A 17,490-nucleotide genomic window follows, 5' to 3' on the forward strand; every position below is an offset into this window, starting at 1 on the left:
GGCAGCGCCCGAAGGCGTGAATCTGCTCTCCAAAATTATTCAGACGCCTGCGGCGTAGCCGTCCCGCTGCGGGTCGGCGCCACCCTCGCAGGTCTCCTCCCACCGGGTGATGCCGTGGACGCCGGCGAAGGCGTAGCTCTGGTAGCTGCGCCGCGTCGCATAGCCATCCGCCTCCAGCGCCTTCTGCACCGCGCGCGGGATGCGGTTTGACAGGTCGATGACGTCGCTGGTCGCGGAAAAGCGCGGCGCCATCACCGCCTCCTGCATGCTCATCCCCCAGTCGAGCAGGTTCAGCAGCACCTGCGCGACCGCCACGGTAATCCAGGCGCCGCCCGGCGCGCCCAGCGTCGCCACGGGCCGCGCGCCGTCCAGCAGGATGGCGGGCGACATGGAGGAATAGCGCCGCTTGCCCGGCGCGATGGATCCGGGGCGGCCCGGCCGCGGGTCCATCCAGTTCATCGCGCCGTTCAGCATGAACCCGGTGCCGGGCGGGATCAGGCCGCTCGGCGTCGCCAGGGTATGGGTCATGGAAACGACCATGCCATCCGCATCCATGCAGGAGACATGCGTGGTGTTGCGCGCATCGCTGCTGCCGCGGGACAGGCTGGCGCGCTCGCCCGAACGGATGCGGGCGGCGCAGGCCTCCGCGTAGTCGTCGGACAGCAGCCGCGCCAGCGGCACGTCCTGGAAGGCGGGGTCGCCGACATGCGCTTCCTTGTCGCGGCCAGCGATCTTCATCGCCTCGGCGACCAGCCTGATATAGGCAGGCGAGTTGTGCCCCAGCGCGGCCAGGTCGAAGCGTTCCAGGATGCGCAGCATCTCGCCAACCACCACGCCGCCCGCCGGCGGCTCCGGCAGGCAGACGGTGGCGCCGCGATAGGGCACGCGCAGCGGGTCGGATTGCGCGGTGCGGAAGCCGGCCAGGTCGGCGGCCGAGAGCAGCCCGCCGCCGCGCGCCGCCGCCGCCGCGATCGCGCGGGCGATGCCGCCCTGGTAGAATTCCTCCGCGCCCTCGGCGGCGATGCGCCGCAGGGTCGCGCCCAGGTCCGGGTTGCGGACCGCATCGCCCAGCCGCTTCGGCGACCCGTCCGGCCGGCAGTAAAGCTGTGCGCCGTCCTCGGTGAAGCGGAGCTTCTCCGCGAAGGACAGGCGGCCATAGGCGCTCTCGTCCAGGGTGAACATGGCATAGACATGCGGGCGGATGAGCCAGCCTTCCTCGGCGAAGCCGATGGCGCCGTCGAACAGGCTGGCCCAGGGCCTGCGGCCCAGCAGCGCATGCGCATCGGCGAAGACGCGCAGCGCGCCCGGCGTGGTGATGGATTGCGCACCAAGCTCGTTCACCTGGCCGCGCACGCGGTAGCCGAAGCCGTCGGGGCATTCGCCCTCGTAGATCGCGTGCCACATCTCCGACGTCGCGGCGCCGGGGCAGGTGCCCAACCCGTTCCAGACCCGGTGCGTGCCGGTCCGCGGGTCGTGGACCTGCAGCGTGGCGATGCCGCCGATGCCGCACATCAGCGGGTCCACCACGCCCTGGGTCAGGGCACAGGCCAGCGCGGCATCCAGCGCATTGCCGCCGGCGGCCAGCATGGCGGCGCCGGCCTCCACCGCTTCCGGCTGCGGGGCGACGATCATGGCGCGGGGGCTGGGCAGGCGGCGGGACGGGCGGGGCATCGGGACCTCCCTGGCTCTGCCGGCGAGCATCGCGCCGGCACCATGCCGGACGCAACCCAAGCGAACCTCCCGGGGGTTTGCGCCGCAGTGAAATCCCGAGCAGGCTTTCCGGCCGAATGCCCGGTCGGGAAAGGGGATCCCCATGCGCCTGCTGCTCGCCGCCCTGTCGCACGAGACCAACACCTTCTCCCCGGTGCCGACGCCGCGCACCCGCTTCTGCCGCGACGGGAAGGAGCTGCTGGAGGGCGAGCGCGCCATCGCCTTCTTCCGCGGCACCGGCACCTGCATGGGCGGCTTCCTGAAGGTCGCGGAGGAGGCGGGCGCCGAGATCGTCGTGTCGATCGTCGCCCATGCGCCGCCCTCAGGCCCGGTGCAGCGGGAGGCCTATGAGGGGTTCTGCGACGCCATCTGCGGCGCGGTCGCCCAGGGCGGCTGGGACGGCATCCTGCTGGACCTGCACGGCGCCATGGTCGCCGAGGGCTTCGAGGATGGCGAGGGCGAGCTGCTGCGCCGCATCCGCGCCATCGACCCGACGACGCCGATCGCCATCGCCTACGACATGCACGCCAATGTCTATGGCCCGATGGTGGAGACGGCGACCATCGCCGCCGGCTACCACACCTACCCGCATGTGGACCAGGCGGAGACGGCCGAGCGCGCCGCGCGCGTTCTGCTGCGCGCGCTCCGCGGCGAGGTGAAGCCCGTGGTCGCCTGGGGCCGCGCACCGATGCTGCCGCATGTCATGGCGCAGGGCACCCATGCCTTTCCGAACAAGGAGCTGCAGGCGATGTGCCGGGCCTGGGAGGAGAGCGGCCGCGCCCTTGCCGCCAGCCTCTTCGTCGGCTTTCCGCATGCGGATATCGAAGGCGCCGGCCTGTCCGCCGTGGTCTACACCGATCGCGACCAGGCCGATGCGCAGCGGATGGTGCAGGAGCTGCTGGACTTCGCCTGGCAGGCCCGCGAGCAATTCGTCTTCCGCCCCGAACCGCTGGCCGACAGCGTCGCCCGCGCCAAGGCGGCCGGTGTGACGAAGGCCGACAAGCCCGTGGTGCTGCTGGACCACTACGACAACTGCGCGTCGGGTGGGACGATGGATACGACGGAGGTACTCGCAGAGATCCTGCGGCAGGGGCTGGAGGATGTCGCCTTCTTCGGTATCTGCGACCCCGCCGCCGTCGCCGAATGCCAGGCGGCCGGCGTGGGCGCGACGGTCACGCTCGCGCTCGGCGGCAAGCTGCCCATGCCGGCGCTGCCGCAGTCATCCAGACCGCTGGAGGTGACGGGGACGGTCCGCACCCTCTCGGCGGGGTATTTCGTGACGAAGGAAGGGCTCTCGCCCGGCCTCAAGGTCTTCATGGGCCCGACCGTGGTGCTGGACACCGGCAAGGTGGAGATCGTGCTGGTGACCCGGCAGATCGAGCCGGTCTCGCCCGACATGTTCCGTGTGCTGGGGATCGAGCCGCGCGACAAGCGCTTCCTGGCGATCAAGTCCCGCGTCCACTGGCGCGCCGCGCTCGGCCCGCTGGCGCGGGAGATCGTGGAATGCGCGGGCGTCGGCGTCTGCACCAGCGACTATTCGCAGCTCACCTTCCGCAATGTCCGGCGGCCGGTCTTCCCACTGGACCCGGGCACCAACGGCCCGGTCGGGTAGCGGCTTGCGCCGGCGGCCCGGCCTCGTCACGCTCTGCGGCGGGACAGCGCGGGGGTTCGGGCCATGGTGGTGCCGCTGATCGGGTATCTGGACCGCTTCTCGGCCCGGCCGGGAGAGCGGCTGGAGGTCAAGGTCTCCTCCCAGCTCGGCACCCCCTACCGGGCGGAGCTGGTGCGGGTGCGGCAGGCCGATCCGAACCCGGCTGGCCCCGGGATGAAGCTGATCCCGGTACCGGCGGACTGGGCGGGCGACTACCCCTCGGTCGCCAAGCCGGTGCCGCTGGGGTCGCATGGCAGCGCCAGGGGCCGGCTGGCGCTGGGCGAGGCCTTCACCCTGTTGCTGCGCGTCATGCCCACGCTCGCCAAGGATGCGCCGCAGGTGGTGCTGTCGCTCACCGGCGCGGCACAGGAATTGGCGCTGTCCCTCACACGGGAAGGCTTCGTCGTCGAAGCCGGACCCCCGGGCCGCAAGGCGCGCTGCCTGGTGGCGGCGCCGCCGCAGCCGCGGAACTGGTACGAGCTGGCGGTGACGGTGGGGGGCGGGCGGCTCACGCTGTCGCAACGGCCGCTGCAACCCGTCTGGGGCGCCACCGACGGCGGTGCGGCGGAAGCCCCGCTCGCCGCGGCGGACTGGACCGGCGAGTTCGGCGTGACCTTCGCCGCCGATGCCCAGGCCATGGCGCATTTCAACGGCCGCATCGAGGACCCGCTGCTGCTGCGTGGGACGCCGGGCGTGACGCTGGACGAACCGGAGGCGCTGCTTGCCTCCGGCCGCGTCGCCGCGTGGTGGGATTTTTCCGCGATGATGGAGGGCGAGGCCCTGCGTGACCGCGGCCCGGCGGCGCTGCATGGCAGCCTGGTGAACCTGCCGGCGCGGGCGGTGAAGGGCAGCCGCTGGACCGGCGCCGAGCATGCCTGGCGCCACGCCCCGCGGCACTACGCGGCGATCCATTTCCATGACGACGACCTGGAGGATTGCCGCTGGGCGACGGATTTCACCGTGCCGATCCCGCAGGACATGCCGAGCGGCGTCTATGCCGTGCGCCTGGCCTGCGGCCAGCACTGGGACATGATCCCCTTCTTCGTGCTGCCGCCGAAGGGCGTGGCGCGGGCGCCCATCGCCTATCTCGCCAACACCTTCACCTGCCAGGTCTATGCGAACTACCGCCGGGTGGACTTCCCGGAGGCGCAGCGCGCCAAGCGCCGCGCCTGGGGCGCCTTCGACTGGTGCGGCAACACCACCGGCGACTACGGCCTGTCCACCTACAATGTCCATCGCGACCGCAGCGGGATCCATCTCTCCTCCCGCCTGCGGCCGATCCTGAACATGCGGCCGGGCAGCCTGGCGCTGCCGGACGAGAAGGGCTCCGGCGTGCGGCACCTGGTGGCCGACAGCCACCTGACCGACTGGCTGGAGGAGAAGGGGTTCGCCTACGACGTCATCACCGACGAGGATCTCGACAACGAAGGGCCGGAGCTTCTCTCGCGCTACCGCTGCGTGGTGACCGGCTCGCACCCGGAATACCATACCCAGACGACGCTCGACTCGCTGCAGGCATTCGTCGCGGGCGGCGGGCGGCTGGCCTATCTCGGCGGCAACGGATTCTACTGGAAGGTGGCGCGCCGGCGCGACCGGCCGCATGTGCTGGAGATCCGCCGCGCCGAGGGCGGCATCCGCGCCTGGGCCGCCGAACCCGGCGAATACTTCCACCAGTTCGACGGCACGCTGGGCGGGTTGTGGCGCCGCAACGGCCGGCCGCCGCAGCTGCTCTGCGGCGTCGGCTTCAGCGGCCAGGGCAAGTTCGAGGGCAGCCATTACCGCGCCATGCCGGGCGCGGCGGATCCCCGCGCCGTCTGGATCCTGGCGGGCACCGGCATCGGGCCGGGCGAGCCCTTCGGCGGCTTCGGCCTGTGCGGCGGCGGCGCCGCGGGGTTTGAGCTGGACCGCGCCGACCCGATGCTGGGCACGCCGCCCAACGCCGTCATCCTGGCGCGGTCGGAGGACCACCAAGAGCATTTCGTGACGGTGCCCGAGGAACTGCTCACCCACCTCACCACCGTCACCGGGGAGACGCCGGAGGCGCTGATCCGCGCCGAGATCGTCTATTTCGAGACCACGCGGGGCGGCGCCGTCTTCTCCACCGGCTCCATCACCTTCTGTGGCAGCCTCTCCCACAACGGCTATGCGAACCCGATCTCGCAGATGCTCGAGAATGTCCTCACCCGGTTCCAGGCCTGATCGCATGCGCACCGACACGCCCGTCACCATCCACCGCCAGGACTATGCCCCGCCCGCCTTCCTGGTGGATCGGGTCGGCCTCGAATTCCGCCTCGACCCCGCCGCGACGGAGGTGCGGGCGCGGCTGGCCCTGCGGCGCAATCCCGCGGCGGCGGCGGATGCGCCGCTGCGGCTCGACGGCGACGGCCTGGCGCTGCAGGAAGCCCGGATGGACGGGACGGTGCTGCCGCCGGAGCGGCTCGTCTTCGGCGCCGACGGGTCGCTCACCATCGCCGATCCGCCGGCATCCGGCCTGCTGGAAACGCTGGTCCGCATCGCGCCGGAGGCCAACACCTCGCTGATGGGGCTCTATACCTCGGGCGGCAATTTCTACACCCAGTGCGAGGCGGAAGGCTTCCGCCGCATCACCTTCTTCCCCGACCGGCCCGACGTCATGTCGCGCTACACGGTGACCATCCATGCGGACCGCCTGCGCTGCCCGGTCCTCCTCTCCAACGGCAACCTGGTGGAGCAGGGCGGGGAGGGCGCGACGCACTGGGTCCGCTGGGAGGATCCGCATCCGAAGCCGAGCTACCTCTTCGCGCTGGTCGCCGGCGACCTCGTCAGCGTCTCCGACCGCTTCACCACCCGCTCCGGCCGCGAGGTCGCGCTGCACATCTGGGTCCGCCGCGGCGACGAGAGCCGCTGCGGCCATGCGATGGACAGCCTGAAGCGCAGCATGGCATGGGACGAGGAGGTCTTCGGCCTCGAATACGATCTCGATGTCTTCAACATCGCCGCCGTCTCCGACTTCAACATGGGGGCGATGGAGAACAAGGGCCTCAACGTCTTCAACACGAAATACGTCCTGGCCAGCCCGGAAAGCGCGACCGACGGCGACTGGCAGGGGATCGAGACCGTCGTCGCGCATGAGTATTTCCACAACTGGACCGGCAACCGCGTCACTTGCCGCGACTGGTTCCAGCTCTCCCTCAAGGAAGGGCTGACGGTCTTCCGCGACCAGGAATTCAGCGCCGACATGGGCAGCCGCGCGGTGAAGCGCATCCGCGACGTGCGCGGCCTGCGCGCCGCGCAGTTCCCCGAGGATGCCGGGCCGATGGCGCATCCGGTGCGGCCGGACAGCTATATCGAGATCGACAATTTCTACACGCCCACCGTCTACCAGAAGGGCGCCGAGGTCGTGCGCCTGATCCATACCCGCATCGGCGCCGCCGCCTTCCGCCGCGGCATGGATCTCTACATCGCCCGCAACGACAACCAGGCGGTGACGATCGAGGATTTCGTGCGCGCGATGCAGGACGCATCCGGCATCGATCTTTCCTCCTTCATGGGGTGGTACGACCAGGCCGGGACGCCGGAGATCGCCGCGGAGGACCGCTACGACCCCGCGGCGCGCCGCTACACGCTGACGCTGCGGCAGCAGACGCCGCCGACGCGGGGCCAGGCGGACAAGCGCCCGGTTCCCATCCCGGTCGCCATGGGCCTGCTGGGGCCGGATGGCCGGGAACAGCCGACGCGCCTGGCCAGCGAGAATGCGGCACAGTCCGGCACCCGCACCCTGCTGCTCGAAGCCGCGGAACAGAGCTTCGTCTTCGAGGATGTGCCGGCGCCGCCCGTGCCGTCCCTGCTGCGCGGCTTCTCCGCGCCGGTGCGGCTGCGCGGCGTGCCGCGCGACCGGCTGCGCTTCCTGGCGGTGCACGACACCGATCCCTTCGTCCGCTGGGAGAGCGGCCAGCAATATGCCGCCAGCGTGATGCTGGAGATGGTGGCGGCGCAGCAGCGTGGCGAAGCCCTGGGCTTCGACGCGGCGCTGGCCGAGGCGGTGGCGAACACCCTCGCGGCCGCCGATGCCGACCCGGCCTTCGCGGCCGAGGCGCTGGTGCTGCCCGGGGAGGGCTTCCTGGCCGACCAGATGGAGATCGCCGATCCGGTCGCCATCCACCTGGTGCGGCGGCATTTGCGGGCCGAGATCGGCCGGCGCTGCGGCCCCGCCCTGCGCGCCACCTATGACGCGCTGGCGGATCACGGCCCCTATCGCATCGATGGCGCCAGCATCGGCCGCCGGGCGCTGCGCAATGCCTGCCTGGCCTATCTGACCGCCGCCGGCGACACGGCGCTGGCCAAGGCGCAGTTCGACGCGGCGACCAACATGACAGACAGCCTCGCCGCCCTCGCCCTGCTGGCGGATGGGGACGGGCCGGCGCGGGAGGCGGCGCTGGCCAGCTTCCATGCCCGCTGGCGTGGCGACGACCTGGTGCTGGACAAGTGGTTCGCCATCCAGGCCATGGCGGCGCGGCCGGATGCCATCGCGCAGGTCCGGGCGCTCCAGGCGCATCCGGATTTCGACCTGAAGAATCCCAACCGTGCGCGCTCCCTCATCGCGTCCTTCGCCGCGGGCAATCCGTCGCAGTTCCACGACCTGTCGGGGGAGGGCTACCGCTTCCTCGCCGATGCGGTCATCGCGCTCGACCCCGTCAACGGCTCCATCGCCGCGCGGCTGGTCGGGCCGCTCGGGCAGTGGCGGCGGCAATCGGCGGCGCGCGGCGCGCTGATGCGGCGGGAGTTGCAGCGGGTGCTCGACACGCCGGACCTCTCCAAGGGCACCTTCGAGAAGGCGTCGAAGGCGCTGCTCTGACCGGCCAACGCAAAGGTGTCGGGACGGGGCGGGCCTGACCGCTACTCTGCGCCGCATGAGGCGCGGCGTGGACCGACCCGGACGACGAACCCTGCTGGCCGGCTGCGCCGCCGCGCTGCCGGCCTGCACCTCCATCGGGCCCACCCGGCTCGACCGCGACCAGCTCGACTACGCCCGGGTGATGGCGGAAGCGGGCAAGCGCCAGACGCTCTTCAACCTGGTGCGCATGCGCTACGGGGAGCCGCCGGCCTTCCTCGTCGTCAGCCAGGTCGTCTCCGGCTACACGCTGCAGGGCACGATCGAGGGGAATTTCACCGGCTTCCCCTCGGCGAAGCAGAGCACCTTCGGCGCCATCCTCGGCACCGCGCAGTACATCGACCGGCCGACCTTCACCCTCAGCCCGGTGACCGGCGAGCATTTCGTGCAGGCCTATCTCCGGCCCTTCTCGCCGGTGGACGTGCTGCCGCTGATCCAGGGCGGCATCCCGGTGGACCTGCTGTTCCGCCTGATCGCCCAGGCGATCGGGCCGCTGCAGAACACCCATCCGCTGGGCGGGCCGAACCGCAGCGGCTCGGCCGAATTCCCGCTGCTGCTCGCCCGGCTGCTGCGGCTGCAGGAAGGCGGCGCGCTGCGCGTGCGCGTCCGGCGGGAGAAGGAGAGCGCCCGGGTCTACCTCGCCTTCGATACGCGCCATGTGCCGGCCATGCGCGGCCTGGTGGCCGAGGTGTATCGCATGCTCAGCGTGGATCCCTCGGCCGAGGAGGTGGAGGTGATCTACGGCGTCGCGCAGAGCCAGCCGCGCGCGCGGGAGATCCCGGTGCTGACCCGCTCCCTGCTCAACGTGCTCTATGCCATCGCGGCGGAGATCGAGCTGCCGGACAGCGACATCGCCGCGATGCGCGCCCCGCCGACCCTGCGGGAGCCGGGCAATCCGCGGCCGAGCATCCTCGTCCGCTCCGGCCCCGCCGCGCCGGCGGGCAGCTACGTGTCGGTGCGGATCGGCGATGCCTGGTACTGGGTGGAGGACACGGACTACCAGTCGAAGCTCGCCTTCAGCATCCTCGAATTGCTGAAATCCATCGCCGAGGGGGCGCGCGGCGCCTCGCTGCCGGTGCTGACCATCCCGACCGGCTGAGTCACGCCGTCACCGCGCCCGCCACGGCGTCCAGCACCGCATCCATCGCCGCCTGGAAGCCCGGCCCGTCGAGGTAGCCGTCCTGCTCGCCGGCCCGCTCGACGAAGGCCTGCCAGGAGGGGCGGGCCATGGCGGCGCGGAAGCGGTCATGCCAGTAGGCGGTCGCCGCCTCCGGCGTGCCGGCCGGCGCCAGCCAGCCCTTCATGTTCTCCAGCGCCATGTCGAAGCCGAGCTCGCGCAGGGTCGGCACCGCCGGATAGCCCGCGGCGCGGCTGGCGGAACAGCAGGCCAGGACGCGCAGCACCCCGCCATCCGTCAGGCCACGGAATTCCTCCGGGCTCGCCACCATCAGATCCACCTGGCCGGCGGCCACCGCCTGCAGGCCCGGCGCGCCGCCGGTGAAGGGCACATGCAGCAATTCGACGCCGGCGCGCTTCTCCAGCACCACGAAGACGGCGTGGTAGATGGAGCCGACGCCGGAGGAGCCGTGGCTGACCGCCTGCGCCTGCGTCCGCGCGGCGGCGATGGCGTCGCGCATCGTGCGGTGGGGGCCGTCGGCCCTGGCGAGGATGAACATCTGCTGGCGCATCAGCCGGATGACCGCGCGGAAGCCGTTGCGGGCATCGTAGGGCAGGGTGCGGAAGGCCGGGATGCTGGTGCTCTCGCTGCCGCCGCCCATCAGCAGCACATGCCCGTCGCCGGCCATGGCCGCCACCTGCTGCGCCGCGATGGTGCCGCCGGCGCCAGGGCGGTTCACCACCACCAGCGGCTGCGGCACCAGGGGCTGCGCCGCCTCGATGACGGCGCGGGCGATCAGGTCGGCGCCGCCGCCCGGCGCGAAGCCGATGATGCACTGCACGGGCCGTGTGGGCGCCCAGGCCGGTTGCGTCCCGGCCGGCTGCGTCCGGGCGGGCCGGGCCCGCAGGGCGAAGGGCGCGGCGGCAAGGCCCGCGATCGCGGCTCGGCGGCCCGGCATGGCATGTCCCTCCCTGGCGTTGCGGCGAGGCTAGCGCGGTTTCCGTTCGCCATGGCTCATGGCAACCGCCCTGGCCAATCGAATCCACGAGCATCGTCACCCGCTCAGGCGAGTCCACCCGATCGGGATCTGCTCTAGCGCGGCGCGGCGGGCCCTGGACAGCCATCCGCCCCGCGCCTTCACTCGGCCGCGGAGGAGCCGCCATGCCGACCGCCCCGCGCCTGCCCGTGCCGCCAGGCGCCTGCGACACGCATATGCACATCTACGGCCCGCCGGACCGCTACCCCCTGGCGCCCAGCGCGGCCAGGGTGCCGCCGTTCCAGGCGGATCTCGCGGCCTGGCGGGCGGTGCTGGCCCGGCTCGGCCTCTCGCGCACCGTCGTCGTGCAGCCTTCCGCCTACGGCACCGACAACCGCTGCACGCTGGATGCGGTGGCGGCGCTGGGCGAGGCGGCGCGCGCCGTGGTGGTCGTCACGCCGGCGACGCCGGAGGCGGAGCTGGAACGCCTGCATGCGGCCGGCGCCCGGGGCGCGCGCTTCTACCTGATGCAGGGCGCGCCGCAGGGCTGGGAGGCGCTGGGTCCGGTCGCCGCCCGCATCGCCCCGCTCGGCTGGCATGTGCAGCTGCAATTCGACGGCACCGAACTGCCGGACCGCGCGGCCATGCTGCGCGCGCTGCCCTGCGACCTGGTGATCGACCATGTCGGCCGCTTCCACCCGCCGCCGCCGGTGGACTCCGCGCCGGTGCGCGCCCTGCTGCGCCTGCTGGAGTCCGGCCGTGCCTGGATGAAGGCGAGCGCGCCCTACAACACCTCCCGCGCCGGGCCGCCGCTCTATGCGGATGTCTCGGCCATCGCCCGCGGCGCCATCGCCGCGGCGCCGGAGCGGGTGGTCTGGGCCAGCAACTGGCCGCACCCGAACCCGCCGGACCATGCGCTCGACGAAGCGGCGCTGCTCGATCTGCTCGGCCATTGGGCGCCCGAGGCGGCGCTGCGGCGCCGCATCTTGGTGGACAACCCGGCTGCGCTCTACGGCTGGGACCGAGGGGAGGACCGGGGATGCTGAAACGCCTGCTGTTGCTGCTGCCGCTGCTCGCCGGGCCGGCCTCGGCGCAGGGCCTCGATCCCGGCGCCATCGCCTTCCGGCTGCCGGCGCAGATCCCCTGGGGGCCGGTGACGGCGAATGGCAACCAGCAGGCGGTGCTGGTCGGCGACCCGTCGAAGCCCGGCTTCTACGCGGTGATGGTGAAATGGCTTCCCGGCCACATGTCGCGGCCGCATTCGCATCCGAATGACCGCTTCATCACCGTGCTGTCCGGCACTTGGTGGATGGGCACCGGGCCGCGCTTCGACCCGGCCGCGACCGTGCCGGTGCCGGCCGGCAGCTTCGTCACGCATTTCGGCCGCGGCATCCACTATGACGGCGCGAAGGACGAGCCGGCGGTGCTGCTGATCGTCGGCGAAGGCCCGGGCACCTCCACGCCGGCGGAGGCGAGGTGACCGAGGTGGTGGTGGAGGGCCGCTTCCGCGGCCCGGCCGGCATCGGCAATGGCGGCTATGTCGCCGGCCGGATGGCGGCGCTGCTCGGCGCCCGGCCGGCCGAGGTGACGCTGCGTCGCGGCTGGCCGCTCGACGTGCCGCTGCGGGTGGCGCGGGACGCCGAGACCCTGCAGGCGCGGGATGCCGAAGGCATGGTGATCGCCGAGGCGCGGGAGGCGGCGCTCGACCTCGCCCCGCCCGTGCCGCCGACGCCGGAGGCGGCCGCGGCGGCGACGCGCTGGTTCCTGGCGAGCCCGTTCACCCATTCCACCGGCTGGTGCTTCGTCTGCGGCTCCGCCTGGGAGGAGGGGGTGGGGCTGCGCGTGCTGACCGGCCGCGTCGAGGGGCGGCCGGACATCGCCGCCGGGCTCTGGCGCCCGCATGCCGCCTTCGCCGACGGGGATGGCGTGGTGCGGCCGGAGTTCCTCTGGGCGGCGCTGGACTGTGCCGGTGCCTTCGCCTTCACGGTGAATGACCGGCCGCAGCGCATGCTGCTGGGGCGGATCACGGCGCGCCTGGACGGCGCGGTGCGGGCCGGCGAGCCAGTGGTGGCGCTGGGTTGGCAGATCGGGCGGGAGGGGCGGAAGCTGCAGGCCGGCACGGCGCTGTTCGGCGCGGATGGCGGGCTGCGCGGCATCGCCCGCGCGCTCTGGGTGTTGCCCGCCCCCGTGGCCGGATGATTGCATCCCTCCAGGGGCCAGGGGCCAGGGGCCAGGGGCCAGGGGCCAGGGGCCAGGGGGCGGGGCGCGGCGGCGCGATCCGCGCCCGCCAGGATGGAGGCAGGGATGGGCAGGATGCTTTCCGCGGCGCAGGCGGACGCCTATCGCCGCGACGGCTATGTCGCGCCGCTGCGGGCGGTGGAGGCGGCGCAGGCGGAGCGCTGGCACCAGGACGTGCTGCGCTGCTGCGGCGAGGTGGCGCGGACGGAATCGGATGCCGGCCTGCGGCAGCCCTCGGCCCGGGTGAAGCCCTATCTGCTGTTCCCCTGGGCGGCGGCGATCGTGCGGCACCCCGCCATCCTGGATGCGGTTGAGGACCTGGTCGGTCCCGACATCCTGGTCTTCCACACCACGCTCTGGTGGAAGCCGCCGCACAGCGAGGGCTTCGTGCCCTGGCACCAGGACGGCACCTATTTCGGCCTGGCGCCGCATGAGCATGTCACCGCCTGGCTGGCGCTGACGCCGAGCACGGCGGAGAGCGGCTGCGTCACCGTGCTGCCGGGCAGCCACCGGCACGGCCAGTTGCCGCATGCCGACCGCAAGGACCCGCATGTCATGCTCTCCCGCGGGCAGACCGTGGCGGCGGCGGTGGATGCGCGGCCCGCGGTGCCGATCCCGCTGCAGCCCGGCGAGTTCTCCCTGCACGACACGCTGGTGCTGCATGCCTCGGCGCCGAACCGGGCGGCGACGGCGCGCGTCGGCCTCGGCATCAGCTACATCCCGGCGCGGGTGCGGCATGTCGGACCGACGCGGCTCTCGGCGACGCTGGTGCGCGGAGAGGACCGCCACGGGCATTTCGACCTGGAGGCGGCGCCGGCGGCCGAGGCGGATGCCGCTGCGCGGGCGGTGCATGCCGACAGCATCGCCCGTTTCTGGACCGCCAGCGAGAGCATCCCGGAGATGTCGCTGGTCCACTGACGCCCGGGCCGGTCCGGGGGGGGCCTGATCCCCGGCAGGGGGAGGCGAGGAGGACGACGTCCCCCTCGAAATGCCCGGCGGTGCCGGGCTAGGCTGGCCGGACGGAGGATGCCAGACGGAGGATGCAGCCATGACCATCCAGGCCCTCGGCTATGTCGGGATCGAGGCGACCGCGCCGGAGGACTGGGCGGGCTACGGCACCGGCTTCCTCGGCCTGATGCTGGCGGAGCGCAGCGCCGCGCAGCTCGCCTTCCGCATGGATGACCGCCGGCAGCGCCTGCTGGTCGTCCCCGGCGCCCGCGACGGGGCCCGCTTCTTCGGCTGGGAGGTCGCGGATGCCGCGGCGCTCGCCGGGCTGGCGGCGCGGCTGGAGGCGGCGGGCGTGCCGGTCGCGCGCGGCGACCGGGCGCTGGCCGGGCAGCGGCGCGTCGCGGACCTCATCGTCACGCAGGACCCGCTGGGCAACCGGCTGGAGATCGTGCATGGCGCCGAGGTCACGGCGGAAGCCTTCCGCCCCGGCCGCTGCATCAGCGGCTTCCGCACCGGCGCGCTGGGCATGGGGCATGCCGTGCTGACGGTGCCGCGCATGGCGGATGCGCTGCCCTTCTACCGCGACCTGCTGGGCTTCGGCGTCTCCGACTACGTCACCAACCCGTTCCACGCCTATTTCCTGCACGTCAATCCGCGCCACCACTCGCTGGCGCTGATCGAGACCGGGCAGGCCGGGCTGCACCACCTGATGGTGGAGCTGTTCAACCTCGATGATGTCGGCCAGGGCTACGACCTGGCGCAGGGCGAGGAGGACCGGGTGGCGACAACCATCGGCCGCCACACCAACGACTTCATGACCAGCTTCTACGCCCGCACGCCGGGCGGCTTCCTGGTGGAATATGGCTGGGGCGGCCGGCAGGTGGACGTGGAACGCTGGACGCCGGTGGAGATGACCAGCGGCCCCAGCCTCTGGGGCCATGACCGGAGCTGGGGCAGCCCGGAGATGCGGGCCGCCGCGCGCCGGCTGAAGCTGGAGGCGGCGGCGCGCGGCGAGCGGGCGCCGGTGCAGGTCCTGCCCGGCAACCACCAGCTCATGCCGGGCGAATGCGCCTGGTGGGAGATGGTGCGCGCGGCGGCGGAGTAGCGCCGGACGCGACATGCGGCGGCGCGCAGGGCCCGCCGCCGCCGCGCGCCCGGCCGCTACCCGTCGACGCGGATGTTGTTGGCCTGGATCACCTCGCGGAATTCCTCCCGGTGGCGGCGGAGGAAGGCGGTGAAATCGGCGGTGTCGCGGTGGCGCGGCTGGAAGCCGATGCGGGCGAGCTGGTCGCGCACCTCGGGCGTCGCCAGGGCCTTGCCGGTCTCGGTCGCCAGCCGCTCGATGATCTCGCGCGGCGTCGCGGCCGGGACCATGTAGCCGCCGAAGGCACCGATATCGAGCGTCTCCACCCCCGGCAGCCGGGCCAGGGGCGTCAGCTCGGGCGCCAGCTCAGTGCCGTCCCGCAGGGTGGTGCCAAGCGCCCGGACGGCGCCCTGGCGGAAGAGCGGGCTGGTGGCCGCCAGCGTCTCCACGGCGAAGTCGACCTGGCCGGCGGTCACCGCCGTCAGCCCCGGGCCGCTGCCCTGGAAGGGCACGTGCAGCGCATCGAGCTTCGCCTTGGACAGGAACATCAGGCAGATCAGATGCGCCGCGGCGCCGGTGCCGGAGGTGGCGTAGCTGAACTTGCCCGGCTCCGCCCGCAGCCGCGCGACGAATTCCGCGGCGGTGGCGGCGGGGAAGTCCTTCCGCACGATCAGCACATAGGGCGAGACGCCGATCTGCGCGACCGGGGCGAAGTCCTTCTCCGGGTCGTAGGGCGTGCGCTGGACCAGCGGCGCGGTGGTGATCGGGCCGGTGGATGCGGCGAGGATGGTGTAGCCGTCGGGTGCCGCCTTCGCGACCACGTCGGTGCCGATCATGCCGCCGGCGCCGGCCCGGTTCTCCGGCACGATGGGCTGGCCCCAGAGCTCGCTGACCTTGGTGGCGGCGATCCGGCCCATCAGGTCGGTGGCCTGGCCCGGCGGCCAGGGGACGACCATGCGGACCGGCCGGGCCGGGTAGCCGGATGCCTGCGCCCGGGCATGGCCCGGTAGCAGGGCGGGGGCAAGGCCCAGCAGGGCGGGGGCGGCGAGCAGGGACCGGCGGAGCATCCTGGCGTGTTCCTTCGTTGCGCGGCCCGATGTGGCCCGGCGCCTCGCGAAAGCCAAGCGGCGGGCCGGGGAGAATTCGGCACGAACTCCGCATGCCCCGGCATGCGTTGCCCGACGCGCGGAAGTCGGGCGGGGGCCCCCGCCCGGCGCGCCGGCCCGGGTCGCCCCCGCCCGCTATTCGGCGCGGATCCCCATCTGCCGGATGGCCGGCCCGAACAGCGCCGCTTCCTTGCGCAGCAGGGCGCGGAAGCCGTCCGGCCCGATCGGGTCCAGCTCCACCCCGATGGAAAGGAAGCGGTCCTTCATCTCCTGGGTGGCGAAGCCGGCCTCCAGCTCCGCCTGCAGCCGGTCGAGGATCGGGCGCGGCGTCGCCACCGGCAGCAGCAGCCCGTTCCAGCCGCCGATGTCGTAGCCCGGCAGGTCCGCCGCCTCGGCCAGCGGCGGGATCCCGGGCAGCAGGGCGCTGGGCTTTGCCATGGTGCTGCCGAGCGGCCGCAGCGCGCCCTGCTTCACCAGCGGCCCGCCGGCGGCGATGGTCTCGATGGCGTAGTCGACCTGGCCGCCGAGGAAGGCCGCCATGGCCGGCCCGCTGCCCTGGAAGGGGACATGCAGCGCGTCGATTCCGGCCTGGGCGTTGAACACCGCGGTCAGCAGGTGCTGCGCGCCGCCGATGCCGGAGGAGGCGTAGCTGTACTTCCCGGGCGAGCCCAGCAGCAGCCGGACGAAGTCGCGCGCCGTCCGCGCCGGGAAGTCGGGCCGCACCAGCAGCATGTAGGGGGACAGGCCATAGGCCATGACGGGGGCGAAGTCGCGCTCCACCACATAGGGCGTGCGCTGCACCAGCGGGCTGAAGGTGATGGGCCCGATGGAGGCGGCCAGCATCGTGTAGCCATCCGGCGGCGCCTTGGCGACGAAGTCGGTGCCGATCTGGCCGCCGGCGCCCGGCCGGTTCTCCGGCACCACGTTCTGGCCGAGCCGCTGGGTGAGGAGCTGCGCGACCAGGCGGCCCTGCAGGTCGGTGGACTGGCCCGGCGGCCAGGGGATGATCATGCGGGCGGTGCGGTTGGGCCAGGCCGCGGGCTGCGCGGCGGATTGCGCGGCGGCCGGGCCGGCGGCGAGTGCGGCGCCGGCCGCGAGCAGGGTGCGGCGATGCATGGTGCTGGTCCTCCCGTCGTGCCGGAAGCGCAGCATGGCTGGCGGTGGGCGTCCAGCGGCGGCGACCCCGCCGCCGCGACCATCGCCGACGCGGCTGGCGCATCGCGCCCCACGGCCTTGGCGCCGCCTGGCGACGGCGAGGGCACGACAGGCCGGGCCTCCGACGGCGGCGAGCGCCGCCATGGCCCTGCGGATGCCGCGGGCGGCGTGTCGGGGCCGCTGCCGCGCTTCGGCCGGTCGGCCGCAGGCCGGTCCCTGGCGTGCCGCCGGCCGCATGGCGGTCGCACGGGATCGCGCCACGGCGTCATGCGCGCCGGATGCGGCTGCAGGCGCAGGGCGGGTGGTGCCGGATCTGGCCTCGGCCGGCGGCTTCTGCGCGCCCGGCGCGGCGCGCGGGCCGCCACAACGCGCGCAAGTTCGCGCCCCTACGCCGTGCGCGTGTTCGCGCTCCTGCTCCGCGCGCATACCCGCATTCCTACTCCGCGCAAGTGTTCGCCCTCCTACTCCGCGTGCCTATCCGCATCCCTGCTCCGCGCGCCTGTTCGCACCCTCAGTGTCCATCCGGGAACATGGTGAGTCATCTGAATCGGTTGTGACTGGCGGGTTGCGGCGGGTGGTGCGCGATTTGGCGGGATGTGGACGCCGGAGAACCGCGGTCGGTATGACCGCAGCAG

The 17,490-nt window shown here is 73.0% G+C and carries 13 protein-coding genes; 9 read left to right on the forward strand and 4 right to left on the reverse strand.

The window, feature by feature from the left end:
- Window positions 1–39: 39 nt before the first annotated feature.
- Window positions 40–1,671, reverse strand: a complete 1,632-nt coding sequence (locus tag E2C05_RS03750; protein WP_200305741.1) for a gamma-glutamyltransferase family protein — start codon at window positions 1,669–1,671, stop codon at window positions 40–42.
- Between the two features lie 142 nt (window positions 1,672–1,813).
- Here E2C05_RS03750 and E2C05_RS03755 point away from each other — a divergent pair, with 142 nt between their 5' ends.
- From E2C05_RS03755 to E2C05_RS03770, 4 genes are all read left to right on the forward strand, one after another.
- The gene (locus E2C05_RS03755) at window positions 1,814–3,322 is read left to right on the forward strand and encodes a M81 family metallopeptidase (protein ID WP_133218265.1); all 1,509 of its coding nucleotides are present in this window, start codon (window positions 1,814–1,816) and stop codon (window positions 3,320–3,322) included.
- A gap of 63 nt (window positions 3,323–3,385) precedes the next feature.
- A complete protein-coding gene (locus E2C05_RS03760; protein WP_200305743.1) occupies window positions 3,386–5,560 on the forward strand; it encodes a N,N-dimethylformamidase beta subunit family domain-containing protein in 2,175 nt (724 codons plus the stop codon).
- A gap of 4 nt (window positions 5,561–5,564) precedes the next feature.
- Window positions 5,565–8,195, forward strand: a complete 2,631-nt coding sequence (pepN, locus tag E2C05_RS03765; protein ID WP_133218266.1) for an aminopeptidase N — start codon at window positions 5,565–5,567, stop codon at window positions 8,193–8,195.
- A 67-nt stretch (window positions 8,196–8,262) separates the two neighbouring features.
- Window positions 8,263–9,330 carry a hypothetical protein gene (locus tag E2C05_RS03770; protein WP_133218267.1) on the forward strand — a complete coding sequence of 356 codons (1,068 nt, stop codon included), beginning with the start codon at window positions 8,263–8,265 and terminating at the stop codon, window positions 9,328–9,330.
- A gap of 1 nt (window position 9,331) precedes the next feature.
- Here E2C05_RS03770 and E2C05_RS03775 read toward each other — a convergent pair whose 3' ends face one another.
- Window positions 9,332–10,306, reverse strand: coding sequence for a tripartite tricarboxylate transporter substrate binding protein (locus tag E2C05_RS03775; RefSeq protein ID WP_133218268.1), 975 nt, complete (start codon window positions 10,304–10,306; stop codon window positions 9,332–9,334).
- A 203-nt stretch (window positions 10,307–10,509) separates the two neighbouring features.
- Between E2C05_RS03775 and E2C05_RS03780 the strand changes: the two genes are divergently transcribed.
- The 5 genes from E2C05_RS03780 (at window position 10,510) to E2C05_RS03800 (ending at window position 14,615) form a co-directional block, all read left to right on the forward strand.
- On the forward strand, window positions 10,510–11,370 hold the full coding sequence (locus E2C05_RS03780) for an amidohydrolase family protein (RefSeq protein ID WP_133218269.1): 861 nt from the start codon (window positions 10,510–10,512) through the stop codon (window positions 11,368–11,370).
- Window positions 11,364–11,804 (forward strand): cupin domain-containing protein, encoded by a 441-nt coding sequence (locus tag E2C05_RS03785; protein WP_133218270.1) that lies wholly within the window; start codon window positions 11,364–11,366, stop codon window positions 11,802–11,804. Before E2C05_RS03780 ends, E2C05_RS03785 begins: the two co-directional genes overlap by 7 nt.
- Window positions 11,801–12,523 carry a hypothetical protein gene (locus E2C05_RS03790; protein WP_133218271.1) on the forward strand — a complete coding sequence of 241 codons (723 nt, stop codon included), beginning with the start codon at window positions 11,801–11,803 and terminating at the stop codon, window positions 12,521–12,523. Before E2C05_RS03785 ends, E2C05_RS03790 begins: the two co-directional genes overlap by 4 nt.
- A gap of 105 nt (window positions 12,524–12,628) precedes the next feature.
- Entirely contained in the window at window positions 12,629–13,480 is an 852-nt protein-coding gene (locus E2C05_RS03795; protein ID WP_158291928.1) for a phytanoyl-CoA dioxygenase family protein, read from the forward strand.
- A gap of 130 nt (window positions 13,481–13,610) precedes the next feature.
- Window positions 13,611–14,615 (forward strand): VOC family protein, encoded by a 1,005-nt coding sequence (locus tag E2C05_RS03800; RefSeq protein WP_133218273.1) that lies wholly within the window; start codon window positions 13,611–13,613, stop codon window positions 14,613–14,615.
- Window positions 14,616–14,671: 56 nt separating this feature from the next.
- Here E2C05_RS03800 and E2C05_RS03805 read toward each other — a convergent pair whose 3' ends face one another.
- The gene (locus tag E2C05_RS03805; protein ID WP_133218274.1) at window positions 14,672–15,661 is read right to left on the reverse strand and encodes a Bug family tripartite tricarboxylate transporter substrate binding protein; all 990 of its coding nucleotides are present in this window, start codon (window positions 15,659–15,661) and stop codon (window positions 14,672–14,674) included.
- A 174-nt stretch (window positions 15,662–15,835) separates the two neighbouring features.
- Window positions 15,836–16,816 (reverse strand): Bug family tripartite tricarboxylate transporter substrate binding protein, encoded by a 981-nt coding sequence (locus E2C05_RS03810; protein WP_158291929.1) that lies wholly within the window; start codon window positions 16,814–16,816, stop codon window positions 15,836–15,838.
- Window positions 16,817–17,490: the final 674 nt, after the last annotated feature.

Source organism: Paracraurococcus ruber (genome assembly GCF_004353985.1).
In the GTDB taxonomy this organism is placed as follows: domain Bacteria; phylum Pseudomonadota; class Alphaproteobacteria; order Acetobacterales; family Acetobacteraceae; genus Paracraurococcus; species Paracraurococcus ruber.

Bases quoted from the DNA above. Each gene is read 5' to 3' on its own strand.
- E2C05_RS03750 (WP_200305741.1), bottom strand. From the start codon at position 1,671: ATGCCCCGCCCGTCCCGCCGCCTGCCCAGCCCCCGCGCCATGATCGTC.
- E2C05_RS03755 (WP_133218265.1), top strand. From the start codon at position 1,814: ATGCGCCTGCTGCTCGCCGCCCTGTCGCACGAGACCAACACCTTCTCC.
- E2C05_RS03760 (WP_200305743.1), top strand. From the start codon at position 3,386: ATGGTGGTGCCGCTGATCGGGTATCTGGACCGCTTCTCGGCCCGGCCG.
- pepN (WP_133218266.1), top strand. From the start codon at position 5,565: ATGCGCACCGACACGCCCGTCACCATCCACCGCCAGGACTATGCCCCG.
- E2C05_RS03775 (WP_133218268.1), bottom strand. From the start codon at position 10,306: ATGCCGGGCCGCCGAGCCGCGATCGCGGGCCTTGCCGCCGCGCCCTTC.
- E2C05_RS03780 (WP_133218269.1), top strand. From the start codon at position 10,510: ATGCCGACCGCCCCGCGCCTGCCCGTGCCGCCAGGCGCCTGCGACACG.
- E2C05_RS03785 (WP_133218270.1), top strand. From the start codon at position 11,364: ATGCTGAAACGCCTGCTGTTGCTGCTGCCGCTGCTCGCCGGGCCGGCC.
- E2C05_RS03795 (WP_158291928.1), top strand. From the start codon at position 12,629: ATGGGCAGGATGCTTTCCGCGGCGCAGGCGGACGCCTATCGCCGCGAC.
- E2C05_RS03800 (WP_133218273.1), top strand. From the start codon at position 13,611: ATGACCATCCAGGCCCTCGGCTATGTCGGGATCGAGGCGACCGCGCCG.
- E2C05_RS03805 (WP_133218274.1), bottom strand. From the start codon at position 15,661: ATGCTCCGCCGGTCCCTGCTCGCCGCCCCCGCCCTGCTGGGCCTTGCC.
- E2C05_RS03810 (WP_158291929.1), bottom strand. From the start codon at position 16,816: ATGCATCGCCGCACCCTGCTCGCGGCCGGCGCCGCACTCGCCGCCGGC.